This window comes from Myxococcus sp. AM009, from assembly GCF_013372605.1.
Taxonomy (GTDB): domain Bacteria; phylum Myxococcota; class Myxococcia; order Myxococcales; family Myxococcaceae; genus Myxococcus; species Myxococcus vastator.
Genome location: NZ_JABXEP010000008.1, coordinates 1 through 20,125 on the forward strand (window position 1 = coordinate 1; position 20,125 = coordinate 20,125).

Genomic DNA, 20,125 nt, shown 5'->3' on the forward strand with positions numbered 1-20,125 from the left:
CAGCGCGACGACGTCGCGGATCCGCTCCAGCCCCTTGTCGAACCCCACCCGCCGCAGCAGGCCCACGCCGAGCACCGCCGCCAGCGTGTTGCCCACGCCCACGCCGAGCGACGCCACGACAGGCACCTCCACCAGGACGGACATGACCGACGCGCCCACGAAGACACCGGGCCAGCGTGACACCCCCAGCACCACCAGCGCCGCCAGGGACACTCCCGCCGGAGGCCAGGCCGGGCTGATGTTGCCCACGGTGGCCACCTTCTGACCCAGGCCTCCCGCGAGGAGATACACGACGACCAGGCCCAGCATCTCCATCAGATGCCGGCCTTGAACTCCACGTGCACTGGCTCGGAGCAGCCCGAAGATGACCCTTCCCCCCGACACCCGCGCGCCGACCCGGCAGGTATCCATGAGGGCCATGCTAGCCGGGGCACCGTCGCCATTGCACCTTCCCCCCGGCTGACTGGAAGGCAACCGTCCAGGAGCCGATAGGCGAAATGCAATGGCTCCGGAACTCGCCCGTAGGGGAAGACACGGAGGTCACCCGAACCATGTCGCGTCCCGCAATCGCAGCCCTGCTGTCTTTTCTCATCCCTGGCGTGGGGCAGATCTACAACGGGGACCTGCTCCGGGGCCTGTTCTGGCTCATCATCACCCCAGGCTTCTGGATTGGCACCGGTGGGTGCCTGGGCTGGGTGTGCCACATCATCGCCGCTGTCACCGCCCACAACCGGGCGGAGGACAAGGACAAGTACAGGGTCACGGTCGTGTGACGCGCCCGCGTGTCAGGTAACCGACACGCCCAGGGCGCGCTCCGCCAACCCAAGGCACGCCAGCAGCGCGACGGCCACCGAGCCGCCCACCACGACGGCGCGGCGGTAGAGCGGCGCCTCGCGCAGGAGGAAGGCCAGGGGCAGCAGCGCGGCCACGAAGGCCACCTGTCCCAGCTCCACGCCCAGGTTGAAGCCCAGCAGCGCGGACGCGAGGCGCCCCGCGGACAGCCCCATTCCCGCCAGCACCGACGCGAAGCCGAAGCCGTGCAGCAGCCCCAGCATGAAGGCCACCATCCAGCGAGTCCCCCGCCCCAGCGGGCGGACGTTGTCGAGCGCCGCCACCAGGATGCCCAGCGTGATGGCGGCCGACACGAAGCGCGGCGGCAGCGACGCCCAGCCCAGCGTGGCGGCCACCAACGTCAGCGCGTGCGCCACGGTGAAGGCGGACACCACCTTCACCACGTCCCACAGCGCCGTGCCGAAGTCCGCGATGGCCACCCAGCGCCCGTCCGCGTCCCGGCGCAGCGCGGAGGGCAGCAGCAGCGCGAAGAGGAAGAGCAGGTGGTCCGCCCGAGTCACGACGTGCAGCGCCCCCTCCACCGTCATGCGCGCCGCGGTGCGCCAGGGAGACTCGTCCCGCAGGCGCACCCGCGCGAAGTGCTGGGACGCGGAGAAGATGAGCGGCTCACGCGCGCCCACGAGCACGATGCCCCGGTGCAGCGGGTCGCGGTCGAACAGCAGCGTGTAGTCCACGTCCAGCCGCGCGATGGGGCCAGCGCAGCGCGCGTCGAAGTCCAGCACCGCGTAGGCCCCGTCCGAGTGCCGCCGGATGCGCAGCCCGTCCCGGGAGACGAGCGCGCAGGGTCCACCTTGCACCCCGAGCACCAGCCGGCCGAGCACATAGCGCTGGATGTCCGCCTCGCGCGCCAGCACCTCCCCCCAGGTGATGGCGCCGTCTCCGCCCGCGTCCAACCCGAGCACGTCGTCCAGGTCCTGGAGCGACACGTCCCACCGGCCGGAGATGCCGCGGCCGTCCGCCTCACGCAGGTGCAAGTAGCTGTCGCTCGGCTTGTGCGCCTGGGCGGCCAGGGAGACCCACAAGAGCGCCAGCGCGGCGACGCGGCTCATGGCAGCAGACTCCGCACGCGCTCGGCCAGGTAGACGAGCCCCGGGTCCTCGCAGCCCGAAGCCTGAAGGAAGTCCAGCGCGGGCCGGGCCGCCTCCGGCCTGCCCGCGGCCAGCGCGGCTTCGAGCAACAACCGCACATCCCACGGCTCACGCCGTGACGCCCACGCGGCCTGCGCCAGTTGGAGCGCCTTCTCCGGCGCCTTCTCCACCTGGAGCGCGAAGCGGGCCTCCTCGCGCGCGAGGAGGTTGTCCCCCCGCAGGCGGCTCGCCTGGAAGCGGCGGGACAAGGCCTGGGTGACTTCGGGCGCGCGAGAAGAGCCGAGCGCGTTCTCCGCCAGCACGTGGCGCAGGAGCAACCGGTCATCCTGCGTGTGGTCCATCACCACGGCGACCGCCTCACGCGCACGGCCCGCGTCCAGCAACAGGTCCGCGAAGGCCGCGCGCGCGGCGGAGTCCTTCGGCTCCAGCGAGAGCACCCGGAGGAAGTAGCGCTCCGCCAGGCCGGAGTCCCCCGCCAGCGCGGCGGCCTCCGCCAGCATGGCCAGTGCGCGCGTCCGCGTCTCCTGACTGCGCCCGCTGTGCCTCAACGCCTCCGACAGGAGCGCGTGCGCCTTGCGCGAATGCCCCGCGAGGCTTCGCACCCGGGCCTCGCACACCGCGATCGTCAACGGAGACGTCAGCGCGGTGAGCCGCTCGCAGCTGCGGGCCGCCTCGGCATGCGCGCCTTGAATCCCCAGCACCTCCGCGCGCAGCAGCCACGCGTCGACATTGCCGGGGTCCTCCTTCACCACCGCGTCCAGGTCCTCCAAGGCCGCCCGAAGGTCGCGCCGCGCATGGTGGAGGGTGGCGCGCACCCACCGCACGCCGGGCGGCGGCGTGGCCAGGTCCCACCACGGACGCAGCGCCGCCTGCGCGCGGCCCAGGTAGCGCGGGTCGCCCAGCACGCGGCTCATCTCGATTTCCAACCGCGCCAATCGCAGCGCCATGTCCAGTTGTCCGGCGTGCCCGGCCAGGGCCTCGCGGAGCGCGGCGCGCTCGCGGGCGCGCGCATCCACCCCCACGGCCGGCACGCGCGCCAGCACCTCCTCGGTGTCCCGGGGAATGAAGGGCTCGCGTTCCCCCGAGGAAGGCGAGCGCCCACAGCCAAGCACCCACGCCGTGGCCAGGACCACGGCGCGTCTCGCGGCGGAAGGGCGGCGGCACATTGGAGCTCGCATGGGCTCCGCACTGTACGCAGCGGCTTCTCGAATGGCGGCCGTCCGGGGACATGGGTCGCCGGCGCAACACACCGCCCGGGGTCGCCGCCCTCCACTCAACAGCGAAGCGGGACTGGAGTGCGCCCTCGGGCGTCAGTCCTCCGCGACGGCGATGCGCTCCCAGCCAGGGGGATAGTTCGTCACCAACCCGTGCGCGTCGACGTCCACCTCGGCGACGAAGCTGCCGCCGTTGCTCTCGTACCGGTAGCGCGTCTGGGTGAGCCGCGTGTAGCGCTGGGGCAGCACCTCCAGCGCGAGGCTGGGGATGCGAAGCCACGCGGCGCGCACGTCCGCCGCCTGCCCCACGTCCAGCCCAATCCGGCGGATGGGCAAGGTGTTGGTCGAGGGCGTGCACGCCACGTCGATGTCCGAGCAGCCTCGGAGGTGGACCACCTCCTCGTCGCCCTTCCACCAGCACCGCTCCGCGTCCACGCGGAGCTGGAGCCGTGCCTCGCCCTCCCCGCTCCTGCGCAGGACGTGGACCGCCTGGGTCTCCCACGCCGCGTTGGTGGTGATGGTGTACTCCACGAAGTGCGGCAGCCCGTTGTCCACGAGCACCACCGAGCCCGCCAGCTCCCACCCCTCCGGGCGCGCGCGCAGCTCGAAGTACTCACTTCCGGGCGACAGCAACCGCCGCCAGACGAGCGCGCGGGGCCGGCGGTGCGAGGCATCAGCGTTCATGGGTCCTCCTCCTGTTCAAGGCCTGGCATCCCGCAGCGCCGCCAGCAGCTCCGCCGCGGTGGCGGCCACCGCGCGCGCGCCGTGGGCCCGCAGCTCGTGCACCTCGCGGAAGCCCCAGGCCACGCCCACGCCGTACATCCCCGCCGCGCGCGCCGTGTCCATGTCGATGGACGTGTCCCCCACGAAGCCGCAGGCCGCGGGCGGTACGCCCAGCTCCGAGGCCAGCGCCAGCGCCGCCGCCGGGTCCGGCTTGCGCGGCAGCTCCGGCCGCTCACCGTACACGGCCGCGAAGGGCACCCGCGGCAGCAGGCGTGTGACCAGTCGCTTCACGAAGTCGTCTGACTTGTTGCTGAGCACCGCCAGCTTCGTGCCCTGCGCGGCCAGCGCCGTCAGCAGCTCCGGGATGCCCGGGTAGTGCGCGGTGCGGTCGAAGAGGTGGTCGTCGTAGTAGGCCTTGTAGGTGGCCAGCACCGGCTCGATGAGCGCGTCCTGCCCCGAAGGCACCGCCCGGCGAATCAACTCCCGGACGCCGCTGCCCACGAAGCGCAGGTAGGCGGACTCCGGGTGGGTGGGCAGGCCGTGGTGGGCCAGCGCGTGGTTCGTCGCGTCGGCGATGTCCCCCAGCGAGTCCACCAGGGTTCCATCCAGGTCGAAGATGACGGCACGAAGCAGCATGAAGACGAGTCCTTCTTCAAAAAACGAAAACGCCCTGGCCACGAGGACCAGGGCGCCTGTTGGGCCAGCGGCCCGATTATCTCGAAGCTACGGGGTGGCCTTGGCGCTGGCTTCCTTCTCCGCGTCGCCACCACCGGCCGTAATCACCGCGAAGTTGATGTTGTTGTAGCCCGCCGTGGCGCAGCTGAACATCACCCGCTTGATGATGGAGTACTCCACGTCCTTGTGGGCCTGGATGTTGATGTCGCCCTTGAAGGTGTTGGCCGTGTCCTGCGCCATGGAGTGGAGGTCCTCGTACTGCTTCTTCATGTCGCGGAGCTTCTCTTCCAGGGACGGGATGTTGAGGTACTCGTCCTTGGTGAAGTCCTCCACGCGGCCAATGATGGTGCCGGAGACGCTGATCTGGTCACCGGAGACCATCACCACCGGGTGCATCTCCACTTCCTGGACGTTGACCGCCTCGGGAAGCTCGATGTCCTTGGTCATCATCAGCACCTCGCCCGTCGCGGAGAAGTTCGCGATGAGGAAGAGCACGATGATGATGAACATGTCGACCAGCGGGGTGATGAGGAGGTCGGAGTAACCGCTCTTCTTCGCGGCCACGCCGTGCCCGAACACCTTGGAGTGCTGGAGCCGCTTGCCGTATCGCTTGCCTGGAACCTGGATGGCCATGAGGTGTCGTGAGCTCCGTGAGCGGCTAGCCCATCGCCGCGGACACCGACACCTGGGGCAGCCCAGAGCCGATGCACTCGTCGATGATACGGACCAGGTCCTCGTAGCGGACCTTGTCTTCAGGCTGCAGGGTGATGGCGGACTGGTCCGGCAGCTGCGCCTTCAGTTCCTTGAAGCGCGCCACCAGCTTGGACAGGTCCGTCTTGCCCTTCGCATCCTTGGTGAGGGGGATCGGCTCGAAGGCGCTCTGGTCCGCGGTCAGCCGCAGCTCCGTGGGCGTGATGAGCAGGTTGAGCTGGACCGTCTTGGTCTGCTCTTCCTGCTGCTGCTCCTCCTCCGTGGAGGGGCCACCCGCCTGCGAAACCTGGAGCCGGCCAATCTGGGTCCAGACCGCCGTCATGATGAGGAAGCTGATGGTCACCGCCATCAGGTCGATGAAAGCCGTGAGGTTGATAGAGGTGTCGAGCGACTTCTTGCCGCCTTTACCTCCACCTGTGTCCATTCCGCCGGCCATGGCGTTCTTCTCCTTCGGCCGCGCTCAGTGAGCGCCGGTGAGACTGCTGGGAGCGCGCCGCGCGTCCCCACACCCGTGGGGACAGGACAGCGCGCCCGGACTCCGGGTTCCCGAAGGACTTCCTACTCCTCGTCGCGGGCCGACGTGGGGACGTTCAGGTTCTTGAACTTGTCCTTGTTGGCCACGATGAGGTTGAGGACGGAGACGCTGGTCTCGTTGATGTCGTTGATGAGGCTCTGCGTGCGGCCCGTCAGCACGGAGAAGGAGATGAGCGCCGGGATGGCCGTGAGCAGCCCGAAGCCGGTGCAGTTCATGGCTTCGGAGATACCGTTGGCCAGAATCGTCGCCTTGTCGGCCGGGTTCACGTTGGCCACGGCCTCGAAGCAGGCGATGAGACCGGACACCGTCCCGAGCAGACCGGCGAGCATCGCCGCGTTGCCGAGCATGGCGAGGTAGCCGGTGCGGGCTTCAATCTTCGGCGTCTCGCGGAGGCTGGCCTCGTCGAGCGCGGCCTGGACCTCGTCGTTGCCCTTCGGAACGTTCATCAGACCGGCCTTGATGACGTTCGTCAGCGGCGTGGACTTCTGGCCGGCCACGTAGTTGATGGCCTTGTCCAGGTCACCCGCGTAGATGTGCTTCTTCAGGCCACGCAGGAAGGCCTCCTTGTTGATGGAGGCCTTGCCGAAAAGGATGATGCTTCGCTCGACCATGATGGCGAGTGCCACGATGAGGCAGGCGGCAATGGGGTACATACCCCACTGGCCGGCCTCCCAGCGCATGGCGACTTCTTCGAAGAAGCCCCGCTGAGGGCCGCCGACATTCGCCAGCACGGTCAGGTTCGTCACAGACGCCAGGTTCATCGAGTGTTGCCTCCACAGGCAGCTTTGGCCCGCTTTAGTAGCGGACCTTCCAGACCTGACGTCCCCCCGAGCGGACGGTCCACCCGGTTGGGCGGCAGGAATGGATGTTGAAAACGGTGTACCGACTTTAGGAATGGGCGTCTGGGGTGTCAAGGCAGGCCCAGCGGCGTTAAGTGCTGAAATCTCACAGGAATTTTGCGCCCAGCCCCCTCTTGCCAGCTCGTACTCCAAGCAGCATTGCGGGCATTTTGGGGGGTATTCCCAAGTGCCTCCGGATGTGACACCGCGCTTGCTTCCTGGGTTTCGTCGCGCGTGTTAAGGCCGGAGTCATGGCGAGGAAGCGCATTGGCGAGCTCCTGTTGGAGCAGCGGGCGATCAGCGTCGCCCAGCTCGAAGCGGGGCTCGCGGCTCACCGGAAATCAGGACAGCGGCTGGGGGCCACCCTCATCGCGCAGGGTGCGATCACGGAGGCCACGCTCGCGGACGCGCTGAGCCAGGCCCTGGGGCTGCCGCGAGTGGACCTCGCGGCCACCACGCCAGAGTGGGCGGCGGTGCACATGCTGCGCGCGCGCTTCTGTGAACAGCATGACCTGTTCCCCATCGCGCTGGAGAGCGTGGGCGGGCGCAAGCAGCTCGTGGTGGCGATGAGTGATCCGCTCAACGTGACGGCGGTGGAGGAGATTGAGTTCACCACCGGGCTCAAGGTCAGCCCGCGCGTGGCGCCGCTGTCCACCGTGCGCGGCGCCATCCTCCGCTACTACCACAAGGTGCCGGTGGCCTCGCCCACCACCAGCCGCCCCGCGCCCGCGAAGCCCGCCGCGAAACCGGCGAAGGCCGCGCCGCCAGTGACACACCCCGCGGCGCCGACGTCCGAAGAGGACGACGAGGAGGTCATCATCGGCGAAGAGCTGCCGCCCGGCGAGGCGACGCAGCGCACGTCCCTGGCGGAGCTGATTCGCGCCCGCGAGGCGCAGAGCAAGCAGAAGCGCGGACAGGGCGGCGCCGCGAAGCCCAAGGCCGTCGTGGAGAACGCGGCAGGCGTGCTGGACGACCTGGACTACCTCTTCGGACAGGCGCGAGAAGACCCGGATCGCGTCGAGGAGCTGGAGCGGAAGTTCTGGGCGCTGATGCGCATCATGGCGCGCAAGGGCCTGCTCACGAACGAGGAGTTCACCCGCGAGCTGGATGACGAGGACAAGGCCCGCAGCGAGTCGTGAGGGTGGAAACCACTTCGGGGCCTCGCGCGTACCCACAAAAAGCCCGGAGACCGCGTCCATGCCCACCCCATCCTCATCCCTGGCCCGCCCGCTCATGCCGCTGGCCCTTGCCACGCTCGCCGTGCTGGCCGCGTGCACCGAGGCCCGCGGGGCCGCGCCCTCCGCGCCAGGCCCCACCATCCAGGACGCCCGCCGCTACGAGAAGCCCTCGGACGCCGAGGTGCGGCGCACCTTGTCCCCGCTCGCCTACGAGGTGACGCAGCAGGGAGCCACGGAGCCCGCCTTCCGCAACCCCCTGTGGAACCATCACGAAGAGGGGCTCTACGTCGACGTGGTGAGCGGCGAGCCCCTCTTCTCCTCGCGCGACAAGTTCGACTCCGGCACCGGCTGGCCCAGCTTCACCAGGCCGGTGGACAGCGCCCGCGTCGTCGAGAAGCGGGACAGCACGCAGGGCATGGAGCGCGTGGAGGTGCGCTCGAAGGCCGCGGGCTCACACCTGGGCCACGTCTTCGGGGACGGGCCCGCGCCCGCGAAGACGCGCTACTGCATCAACTCCGCGGCCCTGCGCTTCGTCGCGGTGAATGACTTGGCGAAGGAGGGCTATGGCGCCTGGCTGCCGCTCTTCGGCCGCCCCGTCCCGGCCGCCACCAAGCGCCAGGAGTCCTCGCCCTTCACGGAGACGGCGCTGCTGGCGGGCGGGTGCTTCTGGGGCATGGAGGACCTGCTGCGCGAGGTTCCCGGCGTCGTCCAGACGGAGGTGGGCTACACGGGCGGCTCCAGCGCCTTTCGCAAGCCCACGTATCGCGACGTGAGCTCGGGCAAGACGGGCCACGCCGAAGCCGTGCGCGTCGTGTTCGACCCCACCCGGCTCACGTACGAGACGCTGCTGGAGCAGTGGTTCTTCCGCATGCACGACCCGACGACGCTCAACCGTCAGGGCAATGACGTGGGCACGCAGTACCGCTCCGCCATCTTCTATCTGTCCGACGCCCAGAAGCGCGTGGCCGAGCAAGTGAAGGCACGGGTGGAGGCCTCCAGGAAGTGGCCCCGGCCCGTCGTCACGCAGCTTGTGCCCGCCAGCGCGTTCACCCCCGCCGAGGATTATCACCAGGACTACCTGGTGAAGAACCCGGGCGGCTACACCTGCCACTACCTGCGGGACTGAGCGCGGCCTCAGGCCTGCTGCAGCGGCAGGCGGACGATGAAGGTCGTGCCTTCGCCCAGGGTGCTCTCCACCGTCAGCCGGCCACCGTGATTCTCCACGATGCCCTGGCAGATGGAGAGGCCCAGGCCGGTGCCCCTCCCTTCCGGCTTGGTGGTGAAGAAGGGCTCGAAGATGCGCTGCAGGTGCTTGGGTTCGATGCCCGTGCCCGTGTCGCGCACCTTCACCACCGCGTCCTGCCCGTCACGGCCCGTGGCCAGGATGACGGAGCCGCCCGGCGGCATCGCGTGGCACGCGTTGGTGATGAGGTTGACGAACACCTGCACCAGGTTGGCGCGCACGGCGGACAGGGGCGGCAGCTCGGTGTACTCGCGCTGGATGCTGACGCGCGCCTGGGCCACCACGTGCTCGCAGAAGCCCACCGCCATGTCCACGACGGCGTTGAGCTGCACCCGCTCCGGCCGGTCCTGCGCCGGGCGCGCGTAGCTGACCAGATCTCGCGTGAAGCGGAGGATGCGGTGGCTGCTCTCCAGGATTTTGCGCAGCTTCTCCTGGTCCGCCGGGTTGGCCCCCGGCGTCATGCGCGAGCGCTGGAGCAGCGCGTCCGCGTACGTGGCCACCGCCGTCATCGGGTTGTTGATTTCGTGCACCACGCTGGCGGCGAGCTGCCCGATGGAGGCCAGCTTCTCCGCGTGGATGATGCGCTTCTCCAGCTCCTTCACCACCGTGATGTCCTGACCGATGGCGATGACGCCCTCCACCTCCCCGTGCTGGGAGAGCTTGGAGGAGGTCGCGAAGGAGACGCGCACCTCCGCGCCGCTGCTCGTCAGCAGCTGCGTCTCGAAGCTGTTCACCGGCTCGCCGCGAATGGCCGCGGCGATGAGCTGGTTGAGCCGCAGGTGCTCGCTCTCCGGGATGAGTGAGAAGAAGTCGCGGCCCAGCACCTCTTCCTTGCCGAAGCCGGTGAGCGCGCTGAGCGCCTGGTTGAAGACGACGACCTGCTTGTCCCGGTTCGCCACCAGGATGAGGGCGTTGGCCTTCTCCAGCAGGTCCTCCAGGTACTTGCGGACGAACGTCAGCTCGTCGATGAGCTTCGCGTTCTTCACCGCCACCGCCACCTGGTTGGCGAGCTGGAGCAGCACGCGCTCGTCGTGCGGCACGTCGGAGACGAAGTCCGCCGGGTACTCCATGTTGATGGCGCCGAAGAGCTGCCCGCTGGCCACCAGCGGCGCGCTCACGCCATGGGTGCTGTCCTGGAACAGCAGCGGGACTTCGCCCAGCACCACCACGCGGTCCACGGGCAGGGACGCGCGGTCCAGGCTCGTCTTGTCCACCGCGCGCGCCATCAGCACCAGCGGCTCGTGCGCGCCTTCCTTCAGTCGCCCCTCCGCGTAGAGCGACGTGAGGCCGCCCGTCCGCGAGTCGGTGATGCGGATGCAGAACGAGCGCCCGGGGAACAGCTCCTTCACGCCGCGCGCCACCGCGGCGACCAGCTCCTCCTCGCCGCCGGCCTCGGCCACGCTGCGGCCCAAATCCAGCAGCACGCCTTCGGTGCGCGCCTGCTCCAGCAGGGCCCGCTCCGCCACCACCAGCCGGTTGCGTGACAGCTCCGGCTCATTGCGCGCGCGGACGGCCACCACGTCGCCCCGGCGGGACAGCGTCAGCACCACGCCGGGCAGGTCGGGCAGCAGCTCCACGTCGCAGCTGGCGCCATCCGCCGGCACGCTGGCGCCGGCTAGGGTGTGCGCCACCCCTTCCACGGACGCGTGCTGTTCGGCGCAGAAGCGGCGGAAGGCGGCGTTGACGGCCACCAGCCGCAGGGCCGGGTCACACAGGGCCGCGGGGGCATCGAGCGCCTCGAACAGGGCCTGGAAGGACTCGGGGGCAGGGCCGCCGGCGATGCGCACGGCGCGGGGCTCAGTCTTCATGGGAGGTGGCCTTGTCCAGGTCGAGAATCTGTTGCGCCCCCATGTAGGACTTCGTCTCGTAGCGGGTAATCTTGCCAATCTTCCGGACGATTTCCGCCATGCGCTCCGCCTCGCGGTAGATGATGTCCACCGGCTTCCAGGCGAAGTCGTCTTCCTTCAGCTTCCGCTTCAGCAGCTCGGCATAGCCCATCACCGAGGTGAGCGGCTGGTTCAGCTCGTGCGCGGCGGTGCCGGCGAGCGCGACGATGACCGCGCTCTTCTCGCTCTCCTCCAGCCGCGTCTCCACGTCGGACAGCTTGCGCTCCAGCTGCATGCGCGCGCGCATGTCCGTGAAGATGCCCACGCTGAACACCTCGCGGCCCCCTTCGTAGACGATGGAGGCCGTCATGTTCACCGGCACCCGCTCACCGGAGCGGTGCATCAGCTCCTCCCGGATGAGGGACAGCCGGCCCTTGCCGCCGTGCTCGGGCGCCCGAATCATGGCCATCACCCGCTTCGCCACGCCCGGCGGATAGAGCTGGTGGACGGAGAAGCCGCCCCCCAGGGCCTCCTGCGCGGTGTAGCCGCACAGCGCCTCCGCGCCCTTGTTGAAGAGGATGATGCGCCCCTTGAGGTCGGCCGCGATGATGCCGTCCACCGACGAGTCGATGAGCCGCTCCAGGAAGTCCTTCGTCTGGAGCAGCTCGTCCTCCAGCCTCCGCGCGTCCGTGACGTCGCGGAAGGAGAGGATGGTGGCCGCCTCCTCGTCGCGCAGCGGCGCGGCGGACATGGACAGCGTCAGGCGGCGGCCCGTGCGCGTGCGCACCTCCACGTCCGTGCCGGAGCGGGCCTCGCCACGCGCGGCGGTGGTCACCAGCTCCATCAGCACGTTTTCATCCACCGGCTGAGTCACCTGGTGCAGGTGGCGGCCCCGCACGTCGGCGGCGTCCACGTCCAGCATGGCCGCGCCGGACGGATTCAGCGACAGCACGCAGGCCTTGTCGTCGAGGATGGCCACGCCTTCGCTGACGTGCGCGAAGAAGAGCTGGTACGGCTTGAACGAGGCCGCCTGCTCCTCCGCGGCCAGGCGGGCCGTCTTCTCCGCCTCCGTCTGCCCGCGCACCGACTGGAGCACGGACGCGTTGCGCAGGGCCACCGCGGTGGCGTGCGCCACGGTAGTGAGGAAGTCGATTTCCCGAGGCGTGAAGGTGCGCCGCCGTCCCGCCGCGCGCAGCAGCAGCACGCCGCGCACCTGCCCGCGGATGGGCAGCGGCAACGCGGCGATGGCGTGGATGCCTCGGGCGGCCACCGCGCGCCGCTCCACGTCCCCCAGCAGCGGGTGGGTGGAGGCCTCCTGCATCACCACCGGCTTGCCCGTTCGCATCACCTCGCGAATCTCAGGGTAGCGCGACAGGTCGATGCGCAGGTCCTTGAGCGCGGGGTCATCACTGGCGGCGACGATGACGCCCTCCTCCGCGCTGCGCCCCAGCATCACCAGCGTGGCGCGCGCGATGTCCAGCTTCTCCGCCAGCCGCCGGGTGACGCCGTGGAGCAGCACCTCCACGTCGGACGTCTCCGCGTAGTCCGCCGTCAGCTCCAACAGGAGCGCCAGGTCCTCCTGGCTGCGCGCCTGCTCCTCGCGCTCCACGTGGCGCTCGGCGGCGCACTGGAGCCGTCAGGCCAGCTCGTGCATGGCCACCGGCGCGGTGAGGACGTCCGCGGGCTTGAGGGACTGCGCCGTGGCGAAGTGGCCTTCGCCCGGCGCCACCAGCACCACCAACGTGAGGTGGGCGGCGAGGGCGGCGTCCAGCAGGGCCTGCCCCGCGGCGAGCCCTCCCGGCGCGGTGAGGTCCACCAGCGCCAGGGAGGCCTCTTCGAGGCCGTCCACCATGCGGAGACCCGCACGCGCGGCGGCCGCGGCGAGCAGGTCCCGCGCGGGTGAGTCCGAGGGCACCAGCGAGATGCCTGATACGAGTTCCAGCGAGGACGGCACGTGGGGAGTGGGGTCCAGGGCAGAAGGGGCCCCCACTCTACACGCCCTGATGGCTCAGGGGCAGTCCGACTCGAAGGCGCCCTGGTCCGGGCCTGGCCCGCACCAGGTCAGCCCTAGCGACAGCCCCGCGTTGAGGGCGGGCGAACCCGACCCCAGGCGGAAGTCCCCGGTGTCGATGTTGACGAAGCCAGGGGCCTTCTCCTGGGAGCGGCCGTCCAGCCCGCTCTGCGAGCGCCACTGCGAGAAGCCCATGTCCACGCCGTTGAGGCGGTAGACGGCCGCGCCCGCGGTGCGGAAGTAGAGGTTGGCGTCCACCACCGCCCCCGAGCGCCCGGGGCCGCCGCGCACCGCCACCCCGCAGCCGGAGAAGACGTTGTTGCGCACATCCAGGCTGGCGCTGGCCCCGGTGTCCCCCTGGCCGAAGGTGAGGCACGGCCCGGGCATGTTCCAGAGGGTGTTGTGGTGCACCTTCACGTTCGAGGACGTGTCCACGCGGATGCCGCTGCCTTCCTCCGCGCCGCCCAGGCCGTCCCGCACCAGGTTGCGGCGGATGACGACGTTGGTGGGCGGCGCGCCCTGGCGCACCCCGCCGATGCTGATGGCGCGGCCGTTGTTGTAGAAGACGTTGTCCTCCAGGGTGACGTCCCTCGCGGACAGGTGCACCACCACGCCCTCGCCGCGCGAGGTGGACGACATCTTGTGGCCCCAGATGATGTTGCCGCGCAGCGTGACGCGGGTGCACGTCTTCACGTCGACGCCGTTCTCCCGGTTCTCGTGCAGCTCGTTGTCCTCCACCAGCAGGTTGTCGAAGGGCGTGCCGGAGATGGTGGCGCCGCCCTCGGGGCCGATGCACTGCACCGCGTCCCCGGAGTTGTGGTGGATGTCGTTGCCACGCACCACCACGTTGCGCGCCGTCGTCTGGACGATGACGCCGTGGCTGTCGTCCCCGTTGCGGTTGAAGTGGGAGATGGTGTTGCCCTCGATGAGGACGTCGCTGGCCTTCTCGCACACGTTGACGCCCGCGCCCGCGGTGCCGTTCTTCAGCGTGGAGCCGCGCAGCACGCCGTGGTGGGCCCCCGCGCCGCGGAACATCACCGCGAAGGAGGCATGGCCCGCAGCGTCGAGGGTGAGCCCCTCGAGGCTCCAGTACGCACCGCGCACGTCCACCATGGAGGAGCCGCTGCCGGACGGCTTCAGCACCGGCTTCGCGCCCGGCGCGGCCCGCAGCGTGAGCAGGTGGGACGCGGAGCCGCCCTTCTCCTCCAGCTTGAGGCGCTCGGAGTAGGTGCCCGTCTTCAGGTAGATGGCCTCGCCCGGCCGCACCAACTCCAGCGCGCGCGTCACCGTGCGCAGCGGCGCCGTCTCCGTGGCGGAGGCGCTGTCACTGCCGTTGGGCGCCACCCAGAGGATGCGCGAGTACTGAGGCGGAGGCTCGGGCTCCGGTTGGGGCTCAGGCTCCGGCTCGGGAGGCGGCGGCTCCGGATTCGGGAAGGGGGGCGGGATGTCGATGATGACGGGCGGAGGCTCCGACGGCCCCGGGTTGTTCGTGTCGTCATCGTCGTGGGAGGGCGGTGTGCCGGGAACGGAGGGGTTGCCCGTGGACGGCGTCTCGCTGGAGCCCGGAGGTGAGCCACCTTCCTGGGTGAGCTCCGCCTTCCCATTGCAGGCCAACACGGACAGCGGAGCAGAGAGCCGTGGACCACGGCGAGCGGTTGCGCATCCTGGCGGACTCCTGGTGTGGGTCGCGGCGCGGGAGGCGCTCGCGAGGACGGCCGCCAATTCCGAGCCCCGCGCTGTTCATTCCCTCCGAGCGCGGCAACCCCTGCCTGCCGGGACGTAGAGGGAGGAGACAGGGAACGTGGTTTCGCGGGGTTGGGACGGATGCTCCGCTTCACCGACAGGTGGGCCTTCGCGGGGTGCTGAAGTGTGATGTGTGCAACGCGCGCGGGAATATTCCCGGAGATTTTTCACGCGGAGCGAAGGGTCGCGCCGGGCGTCCCCCGGGTGCGTGGGCGCGCGGCGGGGCGAGACATGCCGGTGTTTCAGGGAGGCGGGCGTACCTTGACGTCGGGAGGAGCGCGCGGGATATGAGCCGGCTTCCACCCGCTGTCAGGAGACACCTTGGACATCTTCAAGGAATTCACCTTCGAAGCCGCGCACCGGCTTCCCAACGTGCCGCCCGGGCACAAGTGCAGCCGGCTGCACGGCCACAGTTACCGGGTGGAGGTCCACGTGCGTGGCCCGGTGGGCGAGCAGTCCGGGTGGGTGATGGACTTCACGGACATCAAGGAGGCCTTCGAGCCCGTGCGGCTGAAGCTGGACCACTACTACCTCAATGAGGTGGAGGGCCTGGAGAACCCCACCAGTGAGAACCTGTCACGGTGGATCTGGAAGCGCCTGCGTCCGGGCCTGCCCCAGCTCAGCCGGGTAGTGGTCCGCGAGACGTGCACCAGCGGCTGCATCTATCAAGGCGAAGACGACTGACGAGCCGAGCCCTCGCGGGGCTGGCTCCACGAGGGGACTGCCATGAACGTTCTGATTACCGGGGCCACCGCGGGATTCGGCCTGGCCATTGCCCGCCGCTTCATCCAGGACGGCGCGCGAATCATCGCCTCCGGGCGGCGCACCGAGCGGCTGGAGGCCCTGCGCGCGGAGCTGGGCGAGCGGGTGCTCCCCCTGACGCTCGACATCACGGACCGTGAGGCCGTGGAGCGGGCCATCCGCTCGCTGCCAGCGGACTTCGCCGAGGTGGACGTGCTGGTCAACAACGCGGGCCTGGCGCTGGGGTTGGACCTGGCGCAGTCGGCGCGCGTGGAGGACTGGGACACGATGGTGGACACCAACGTGAAGGGCCTCCTGTACTGCACGCACGCGGTGCTGCCCGGCATGGTGGCGCGCAACCGGGGCCACGTCGTCAACATGGGCTCGGTGGCGGCGCAGTGGCCCTACCCGGGCGGCAACGTATACGGCGCCACCAAGGCCTTCGTGCACCAGTTCAGCCTCAACCTCCGCGCGGACCTGCATGGCACCGCCGTGCGCGTGACGGACATCGAGCCAGGGCTGGTGGGCGGCACGGAGTTCTCCAACGTCCGCTTCAAGGGTGACGACACGCGCGCCGCGTCCGTCTACGCCAACACCCAGGCGCTGACGCCCGAGGACATCGCGGACGCGGTGCACTGGGTGGCCACGCGGCCCGCGCATGTGAATATCAACGTCATGTCGCTGATGCCCGTGTCCCAGTCCTTCGGGCCCCTGCCGGTGAAGCGGCAGGGCTGAGCCGGGTGAACCTCCAGGGTCCTCTAGTATCCGGATGATGTCAGAGGTATGGCGCATGCTCGACACATGAGCGAAGCCATCCATGGGCGGGAAGAGGCGCGGCTTGCGAGGTCCCCGGTCTGGCCGCATTCTGGGGACATGGGTAACAAGTCGCCTCCGGAGCGCGTGTACGAGGCGTTGGAGCGCCTCCCTCCGAACGTCGTCGGGGAAATCATCGAAGGTGAGCTGCACGTCAGCCCCCGGCCGCGAACGATGCACGGCAGAGCCGCTTTCCGGCTCGGCAAGAAGCTCGGGCCGTTCGACCAGGAGCCTGACACAGAGGGGCCCGGAGGCTGGGTCTTCCTCCCGGAGCCGGAGCTTCACCTCGGAGGCAACGTGCTCGTGCCAGACCTCGCCGGGTGGCGGCGCGAACGCATGCCGGAACTCCCAGACGTAACGGGTGTGGAACTCGCCCCCGACTGGCTCTGTGACGTCCTGTCCCTCTCCACCGAGGCCCTGGACCGCTCCAGGAAGATGACGCTCTACGCCCGCGAGGGCGTGAACCATCTGTGGCTCGTGGACCCGCGCATCCAGCTCCTCGAAATCTACCGGCGGGAGGGCGAGCGCTGGCAGCGGCTGGGCGCCTACACCGGCGACGCCACTGTCCATGCCGAACCTTTCGAGGCACAAAAGTTGAATCTCGGTTCACTTTGGCAGCGCTGAGCCCTGGCCGCGGCGTCCCCAACGCCGCGTGTTGGGCTAACCTGTCCGCCCATGAGTCATCCGGAACGACCGCCGCCGTCCCAGGGGCTCCTGGCCCGCGGCCTGAAGCTGCTGGGCCACCTCACCCACCCGGACACGCGCACCGGCAAGGTGTTCACCCGCGCCGAGCAGGGCCTCACCCGCGCGGCCGCCAGGCTCACCGAGAGCCCCTCGTACCTGCGCGTGAGCGGCTCCCTCATGCGGCAGGGCTTCAACGCCCGCGTCCGCCGCAATGGCCTGGTGGAAGGCGCGCTGCGCACCCTGCGCCTGCCCACCACCTCCGAGGTGGAGACCCTGCGCGACCAGCTCCGCCGGATGAATGACCAGGTGGAGGCGCTCGGCACCCAGTTGGAGCTGGTGGTGGACCTGCTCCACCGTCAGGAAGGCGCGGAGCCCGAGTCCCCCGCGCCCACGCCCAAGGAGCGCGCGCCCTCCAAGCGCCGCCGCTGACATGACCGCGTCCACGCCCCAGCGTCTTCGCTCCTTCGTCACCGGCCAGGTCGAATTGACTCGCGCCGTCGCGCACGCGCTCAAGTCGCGGCCCTTCAATCCGTATCCGTACCTCAAGCCCTTCATCGAGAGGGCCTCGGGCGTGCGCGAGCCGCCCATCAGCGCCACGCCGCACACCGTCGTGTACACGCGCGGCAGCATGCGGCTGCTGCGCTACGCGGCCCCGCGCCGGCGCCACCGCACGCCCATCCTCATTGTCTATTCGCTCATCAACCGCTGGTACATCCTCGACTTCCTGCCGGGGCGCAGCCTCATCGAGCACCTCACCCGCGAAGGCTACGACGTCTACGCCATCGACTGGGGGGTGCCGGGCCAGGACGAGGAGCGGCTCACCTGGGATGACCTGCTCGGCGGGCTCATCCAGACGGCGGTGCGGTGGACGCTGCGCGTGAGCAAGAGCCGGGATTTGACGCTCTACGGCTACTGCATGGGCGGCACCATGGCCCTGGCGTACACGGCCCTGTACCCCCAGGGCGTTCGCAACCTGGTGGCGCAGGCCACGCCGGTGGACTTCAGCAAGGGCGGCCTCTACACGCTGTGGACGTCCGCCAGCCACTTCGACGTGGACTCGCTGGTGGACGCCTACGGCAACGTGCCCACGCCGGTGCTGGAGAGCGGCTTCCTCATGGCCGCGCCGGTGCAGCGCCTCACCCGCTGGCTGGAGGTGTGCCGCCGCATCGACGACCCGGAGTTCGTCACCACGTTCCTGGCCATGGAGCGCTGGGGCGCGGACCCCGTGCCCTTCCCGGGCGAGGTGTACCGGCAGTACATCAAGGACTGCTACCAGCAGAACCTCTTCGCCCAGGGCCTCATGGAAGTGGGCGGCGAGCGCGTGGACCTGCGCCGCATCCAGTGCGCCATCCTCAACGTCATCGCCGAGCACGACACCATCGCGCCGCCCGCGATGAGCGAGCCGCTGCCCTCCCTGGTCAGCTCGCAGGACTGTGAGACGCGGCGCTACCCCGTGGGCCACATCGGCCTGTCCGCCTCCAGCAAGGGCGCGACGAAGGTGTGGCCCTCCATTTCCGCGTGGATTGGCGCGCGCTCGAAGCCGATGGAGCCATGAACGTCTCGTCCGAAACCGAAGCCGTGGGCGTGCAGGTCCGCGAAGGCACCGTCCACCTGCGGGACGGCCGGCGGCTCGCGTACGTCGAGTCTGGAGACTTGAGCGGCCTCCCCGTCCTCTTCATCCACGGCAACCCGGGCTCGCGCCACATGCGCCACCCGGATGACCGGCTCACCCACGCGCTGGGCGTGCGCCTCATCACTCCGGACCGGCCGGGCTATGGCCTGTCGGACTACCAGCCCGGGCGCACGCTGCTCGACTTCCCCGATGATTTGGAGCAGCTGGCCAACACGCTGAGGATTGGCCGCTTCGCCCTCTTCGGCGTGTCCGCGGGCGGGCCCTACGTCGCCGCGTCCGCCTGGAAGCTGGGCGAGCGCATCACCCGCGCGGCGGTGGTCTCTGGCGCGGCGCCGCTGGCTCGGCCGGGCGCCATGGCGGGGGTGAACCGGGACTATCGCAACGCGTACACCATGGCCGCGTGGCCGGAGTGGCTGCTGCATCCGCTGATGGCCATGCATGACCGGCAGGTGCGCGCCAATCCCGCGCGGGCGCTGGCGGGCCTGCGCGCCCAGGCGTCGGCGGATGACCGCGCGGTGCTCGCGGACCCGCGCATCGCCGCGCAGGTGCAGGGCTGGCGGTACGAGGCCACGCGCAACGGGGTGGCGGGCATGCGGCGCGAGGCCCACATCCTCGCGCAGCCGTGGAACGTCCCCCTGGAGGAGATTCGGACGGAGGTGGACCTCTGGTACTGGGAAGGAGACAGCATCGTCCCGCCGCAGATGGGACGGTACCTGGCGAACCGGCTTCCGCGCGCGGTGCCCCGCTTCTTCCCGGGCGGCGGGCACTTCTCCCTCTTCTCCCACTGGACGGACATCCTCACGCCGCTGGCGCGGCAGGGAAGCTGAGCCGCTGAGCCCCGCGCTCAGGCGGCGCGGGGCTGCTCCTCCGGAGTGACAGGCTGCGCGGGCGGCACAATGGGTTCGCCATTCTCACCCAGGACCACGGGGGCGATGCCCAGCTTGCGCTCGACGAAGGCGTGGCCCAGGTAGATGAAGGGCGTCAGGCCCACCGCGACCAGCAGCTTCACCACGTAGGACGTGTAGATGATGTCGACGATGGTGGAGTTGGGCAGCACGCCCGTCCACGCCACGTACTGCACCACCACCGTGTCGATGAGCTGCGACACCAGCGTGGAGCCCGTCGCCCGCACCCACAAGAGCCGGTTGCGCGTCAGGCGCTTGAGCCCGTTGAAGATGGCGATGTCGCAGAACTGGCCCACCAGGTACGCAATCATCGACGCGACGAGGATGCGCTGCGAGCCGGCGAAGACGTTGTTGAACGAGCCCTCCACCGCGCCCGTGAAGTCCGGCGCACGCGTCAGCGGCGCCCACGGAACCTGCACGGCGATGGCAATCACCACGAACGCGAAGATGGCCATGAAGAAGCCCACCCACGTCACGAAGCGGGCCGCCCTCTTCCCGTAGAACTCGTTGAGGATGTCCGTGAGGAGGAACGTCACCGGGAAGGGCAGCATGCCGATGGACATCACCGCCACCACCGGCCCCACCTTCGCCTCGAACAGCTTCACGCCGATGATGTCGCCCACCACCAGCGAGGTGACGAACACCCCCGCCAACACCACGAAGAGCTGAAGCCGTCTGTCGATGAGCATTCCATCGTCCTTGTGAGCCGAG

The 20,125-nt window shown here is 69.8% G+C and carries 18 protein-coding genes and 3 pseudogenes; 9 read left to right on the forward strand and 12 right to left on the reverse strand.

What is annotated here, in order from left to right; all coding sequences use genetic code 11:
• The coding region (locus HV824_RS03530; protein WP_255207733.1) for an MASE1 domain-containing protein at window positions 1–315 on the reverse strand (315 nt) is incomplete at its 3' end.
• Between the two features lie 182 nt (window positions 316–497).
• On the opposite strand from HV824_RS03530, the gene HV824_RS03535 reads away from it, so the two are divergent.
• The gene (locus HV824_RS03535) at window positions 498–773 is read left to right on the forward strand and encodes a hypothetical protein (protein ID WP_176415822.1); all 276 of its coding nucleotides are present in this window, start codon (window positions 498–500) and stop codon (window positions 771–773) included.
• Window positions 774–785: 12 nt separating this feature from the next.
• Here HV824_RS03535 and HV824_RS03540 read toward each other — a convergent pair whose 3' ends face one another.
• From HV824_RS03540 to HV824_RS03570, 7 genes are all read right to left on the reverse strand, one after another.
• Window positions 786–1,901 carry a HupE/UreJ family protein gene (locus HV824_RS03540; RefSeq protein WP_176422656.1) on the reverse strand — a complete coding sequence of 372 codons (1,116 nt, stop codon included), beginning with the start codon at window positions 1,899–1,901 and terminating at the stop codon, window positions 786–788.
• Complete coding sequence (locus tag HV824_RS03545; protein WP_368738014.1) at window positions 1,898–3,073, reverse strand: tetratricopeptide repeat protein; 1,176 nt, start codon at window positions 3,071–3,073, stop codon at window positions 1,898–1,900. The genes HV824_RS03540 and HV824_RS03545 overlap by 4 nt, the downstream gene beginning before the upstream one ends.
• Before the next feature lie 177 nt (window positions 3,074–3,250).
• Window positions 3,251–3,838 (reverse strand): putative glycolipid-binding domain-containing protein, encoded by a 588-nt coding sequence (locus tag HV824_RS03550; RefSeq protein WP_176415825.1) that lies wholly within the window; start codon window positions 3,836–3,838, stop codon window positions 3,251–3,253.
• A gap of 15 nt (window positions 3,839–3,853) precedes the next feature.
• Complete coding sequence (locus HV824_RS03555) at window positions 3,854–4,513, reverse strand: HAD family hydrolase (protein WP_176422658.1); 660 nt, start codon at window positions 4,511–4,513, stop codon at window positions 3,854–3,856.
• A gap of 87 nt (window positions 4,514–4,600) precedes the next feature.
• The gene (locus tag HV824_RS03560) at window positions 4,601–5,185 is read right to left on the reverse strand and encodes a biopolymer transporter ExbD (protein WP_163783763.1); all 585 of its coding nucleotides are present in this window, start codon (window positions 5,183–5,185) and stop codon (window positions 4,601–4,603) included.
• Between the two features lie 25 nt (window positions 5,186–5,210).
• Window positions 5,211–5,699 (reverse strand): biopolymer transporter ExbD, encoded by a 489-nt coding sequence (locus HV824_RS03565; RefSeq protein WP_140795752.1) that lies wholly within the window; start codon window positions 5,697–5,699, stop codon window positions 5,211–5,213.
• 122 nt (window positions 5,700–5,821) lie between these two features.
• On the reverse strand, window positions 5,822–6,559 hold the full coding sequence (locus tag HV824_RS03570) for a MotA/TolQ/ExbB proton channel family protein (RefSeq protein WP_140795753.1): 738 nt from the start codon (window positions 6,557–6,559) through the stop codon (window positions 5,822–5,824).
• A gap of 329 nt (window positions 6,560–6,888) precedes the next feature.
• Between HV824_RS03570 and HV824_RS03575 the strand changes: the two genes are divergently transcribed.
• Window positions 6,889–7,776, forward strand: coding sequence for a general secretion pathway protein GspE (locus tag HV824_RS03575; protein WP_176415827.1), 888 nt, complete (start codon window positions 6,889–6,891; stop codon window positions 7,774–7,776).
• A gap of 208 nt (window positions 7,777–7,984) precedes the next feature.
• Window positions 7,985–8,941, forward strand: a pseudogene (locus tag HV824_RS03580) (bifunctional methionine sulfoxide reductase B/A protein); the annotation flags it as partial.
• Window positions 8,942–8,949: 8 nt separating this feature from the next.
• Here HV824_RS03580 and HV824_RS03585 read toward each other — a convergent pair.
• The 3 genes and pseudogenes from HV824_RS03585 to HV824_RS03595 all read right to left on the reverse strand — a co-directional run bounded on the left by HV824_RS03585 (window position 8,950) and on the right by HV824_RS03595 (window position 14,657).
• Complete coding sequence (locus HV824_RS03585) at window positions 8,950–10,866, reverse strand: ATP-binding protein (protein ID WP_217917064.1); 1,917 nt, start codon at window positions 10,864–10,866, stop codon at window positions 8,950–8,952.
• A pseudogene (locus HV824_RS03590) lies at window positions 10,856–12,874 on the reverse strand (PAS domain S-box protein). The gene HV824_RS03585 and the pseudogene HV824_RS03590 overlap by 11 nt, the downstream one beginning before the upstream one ends.
• An 18-nt stretch (window positions 12,875–12,892) precedes the next feature.
• Window positions 12,893–14,657, reverse strand: a pseudogene (locus HV824_RS03595) (nitrous oxide reductase family maturation protein NosD).
• Window positions 14,658–14,959: 302 nt separating this feature from the next.
• Between HV824_RS03595 and queD the strand changes: the two are divergent.
• From queD to HV824_RS03625, 6 genes are all read left to right on the forward strand, one after another.
• Window positions 14,960–15,322 carry a 6-carboxytetrahydropterin synthase QueD gene (queD, locus tag HV824_RS03600; protein WP_176415830.1) on the forward strand — a complete coding sequence of 121 codons (363 nt, stop codon included), beginning with the start codon at window positions 14,960–14,962 and terminating at the stop codon, window positions 15,320–15,322.
• A 42-nt stretch (window positions 15,323–15,364) separates the two neighbouring features.
• Window positions 15,365–16,114, forward strand: a complete 750-nt coding sequence (ydfG, locus tag HV824_RS03605; RefSeq protein ID WP_176422659.1) for a bifunctional NADP-dependent 3-hydroxy acid dehydrogenase/3-hydroxypropionate dehydrogenase YdfG — start codon at window positions 15,365–15,367, stop codon at window positions 16,112–16,114.
• A gap of 138 nt (window positions 16,115–16,252) precedes the next feature.
• Window positions 16,253–16,816, forward strand: coding sequence for a Uma2 family endonuclease (locus tag HV824_RS03610; protein WP_255207745.1), 564 nt, complete (start codon window positions 16,253–16,255; stop codon window positions 16,814–16,816).
• Between the two features lie 51 nt (window positions 16,817–16,867).
• Complete coding sequence (locus HV824_RS03615) at window positions 16,868–17,305, forward strand: hypothetical protein (RefSeq protein ID WP_176422661.1); 438 nt, start codon at window positions 16,868–16,870, stop codon at window positions 17,303–17,305.
• A 1-nt stretch (window position 17,306) separates the two neighbouring features.
• Entirely contained in the window at window positions 17,307–18,431 is a 1,125-nt protein-coding gene (locus HV824_RS03620) for an alpha/beta fold hydrolase (protein ID WP_176415834.1), read from the forward strand.
• Complete coding sequence (locus HV824_RS03625; RefSeq protein WP_176415835.1) at window positions 18,428–19,336, forward strand: alpha/beta fold hydrolase; 909 nt, start codon at window positions 18,428–18,430, stop codon at window positions 19,334–19,336. Before HV824_RS03620 ends, HV824_RS03625 begins: the two co-directional genes overlap by 4 nt.
• 17 nt (window positions 19,337–19,353) lie before the next feature.
• Here the strand turns inward: HV824_RS03625 and HV824_RS03630 are convergent, their stop codons facing one another.
• Window positions 19,354–20,103: a queuosine precursor transporter gene (locus HV824_RS03630; protein WP_176415836.1), complete on the reverse strand. Its 750-nt coding sequence runs from the start codon at window positions 20,101–20,103 to the stop codon at window positions 19,354–19,356.
• Between the last annotated feature and the right edge of the window lie 22 nt (window positions 20,104–20,125).

What these genes read in the sequence shown, in the direction of transcription:
- ydfG (WP_176422659.1), top strand. Translation starts at nt 15,365, where the DNA reads ATGAACGTTCTGATTACCGGGGCCACCGCGGGATTCGGCCTGGCCATT.
- HV824_RS03615 (WP_176422661.1), top strand. Translation starts at nt 16,868, where the DNA reads ATGAGTCATCCGGAACGACCGCCGCCGTCCCAGGGGCTCCTGGCCCGC.
- HV824_RS03575 (WP_176415827.1), top strand. Translation starts at nt 6,889, where the DNA reads ATGGCGAGGAAGCGCATTGGCGAGCTCCTGTTGGAGCAGCGGGCGATC.
- HV824_RS03550 (WP_176415825.1), bottom strand. Translation starts at nt 3,838, where the DNA reads ATGAACGCTGATGCCTCGCACCGCCGGCCCCGCGCGCTCGTCTGGCGG.
- HV824_RS03535 (WP_176415822.1), top strand. Translation starts at nt 498, where the DNA reads ATGCAATGGCTCCGGAACTCGCCCGTAGGGGAAGACACGGAGGTCACC.
- HV824_RS03540 (WP_176422656.1), bottom strand. Translation starts at nt 1,901, where the DNA reads ATGAGCCGCGTCGCCGCGCTGGCGCTCTTGTGGGTCTCCCTGGCCGCC.
- HV824_RS03560 (WP_163783763.1), bottom strand. Translation starts at nt 5,185, where the DNA reads ATGGCCATCCAGGTTCCAGGCAAGCGATACGGCAAGCGGCTCCAGCAC.
- HV824_RS03620 (WP_176415834.1), top strand. Translation starts at nt 17,307, where the DNA reads ATGACCGCGTCCACGCCCCAGCGTCTTCGCTCCTTCGTCACCGGCCAG.
- HV824_RS03625 (WP_176415835.1), top strand. Translation starts at nt 18,428, where the DNA reads ATGAACGTCTCGTCCGAAACCGAAGCCGTGGGCGTGCAGGTCCGCGAA.
- HV824_RS03570 (WP_140795753.1), bottom strand. Translation starts at nt 6,559, where the DNA reads ATGAACCTGGCGTCTGTGACGAACCTGACCGTGCTGGCGAATGTCGGC.
- HV824_RS03630 (WP_176415836.1), bottom strand. Translation starts at nt 20,103, where the DNA reads ATGCTCATCGACAGACGGCTTCAGCTCTTCGTGGTGTTGGCGGGGGTG.
- HV824_RS03610 (WP_255207745.1), top strand. Translation starts at nt 16,253, where the DNA reads ATGGGTAACAAGTCGCCTCCGGAGCGCGTGTACGAGGCGTTGGAGCGC.
- HV824_RS03555 (WP_176422658.1), bottom strand. Translation starts at nt 4,513, where the DNA reads ATGCTGCTTCGTGCCGTCATCTTCGACCTGGATGGAACCCTGGTGGAC.
- HV824_RS03565 (WP_140795752.1), bottom strand. Translation starts at nt 5,699, where the DNA reads ATGGCCGGCGGAATGGACACAGGTGGAGGTAAAGGCGGCAAGAAGTCG.
- HV824_RS03585 (WP_217917064.1), bottom strand. Translation starts at nt 10,866, where the DNA reads ATGAAGACTGAGCCCCGCGCCGTGCGCATCGCCGGCGGCCCTGCCCCC.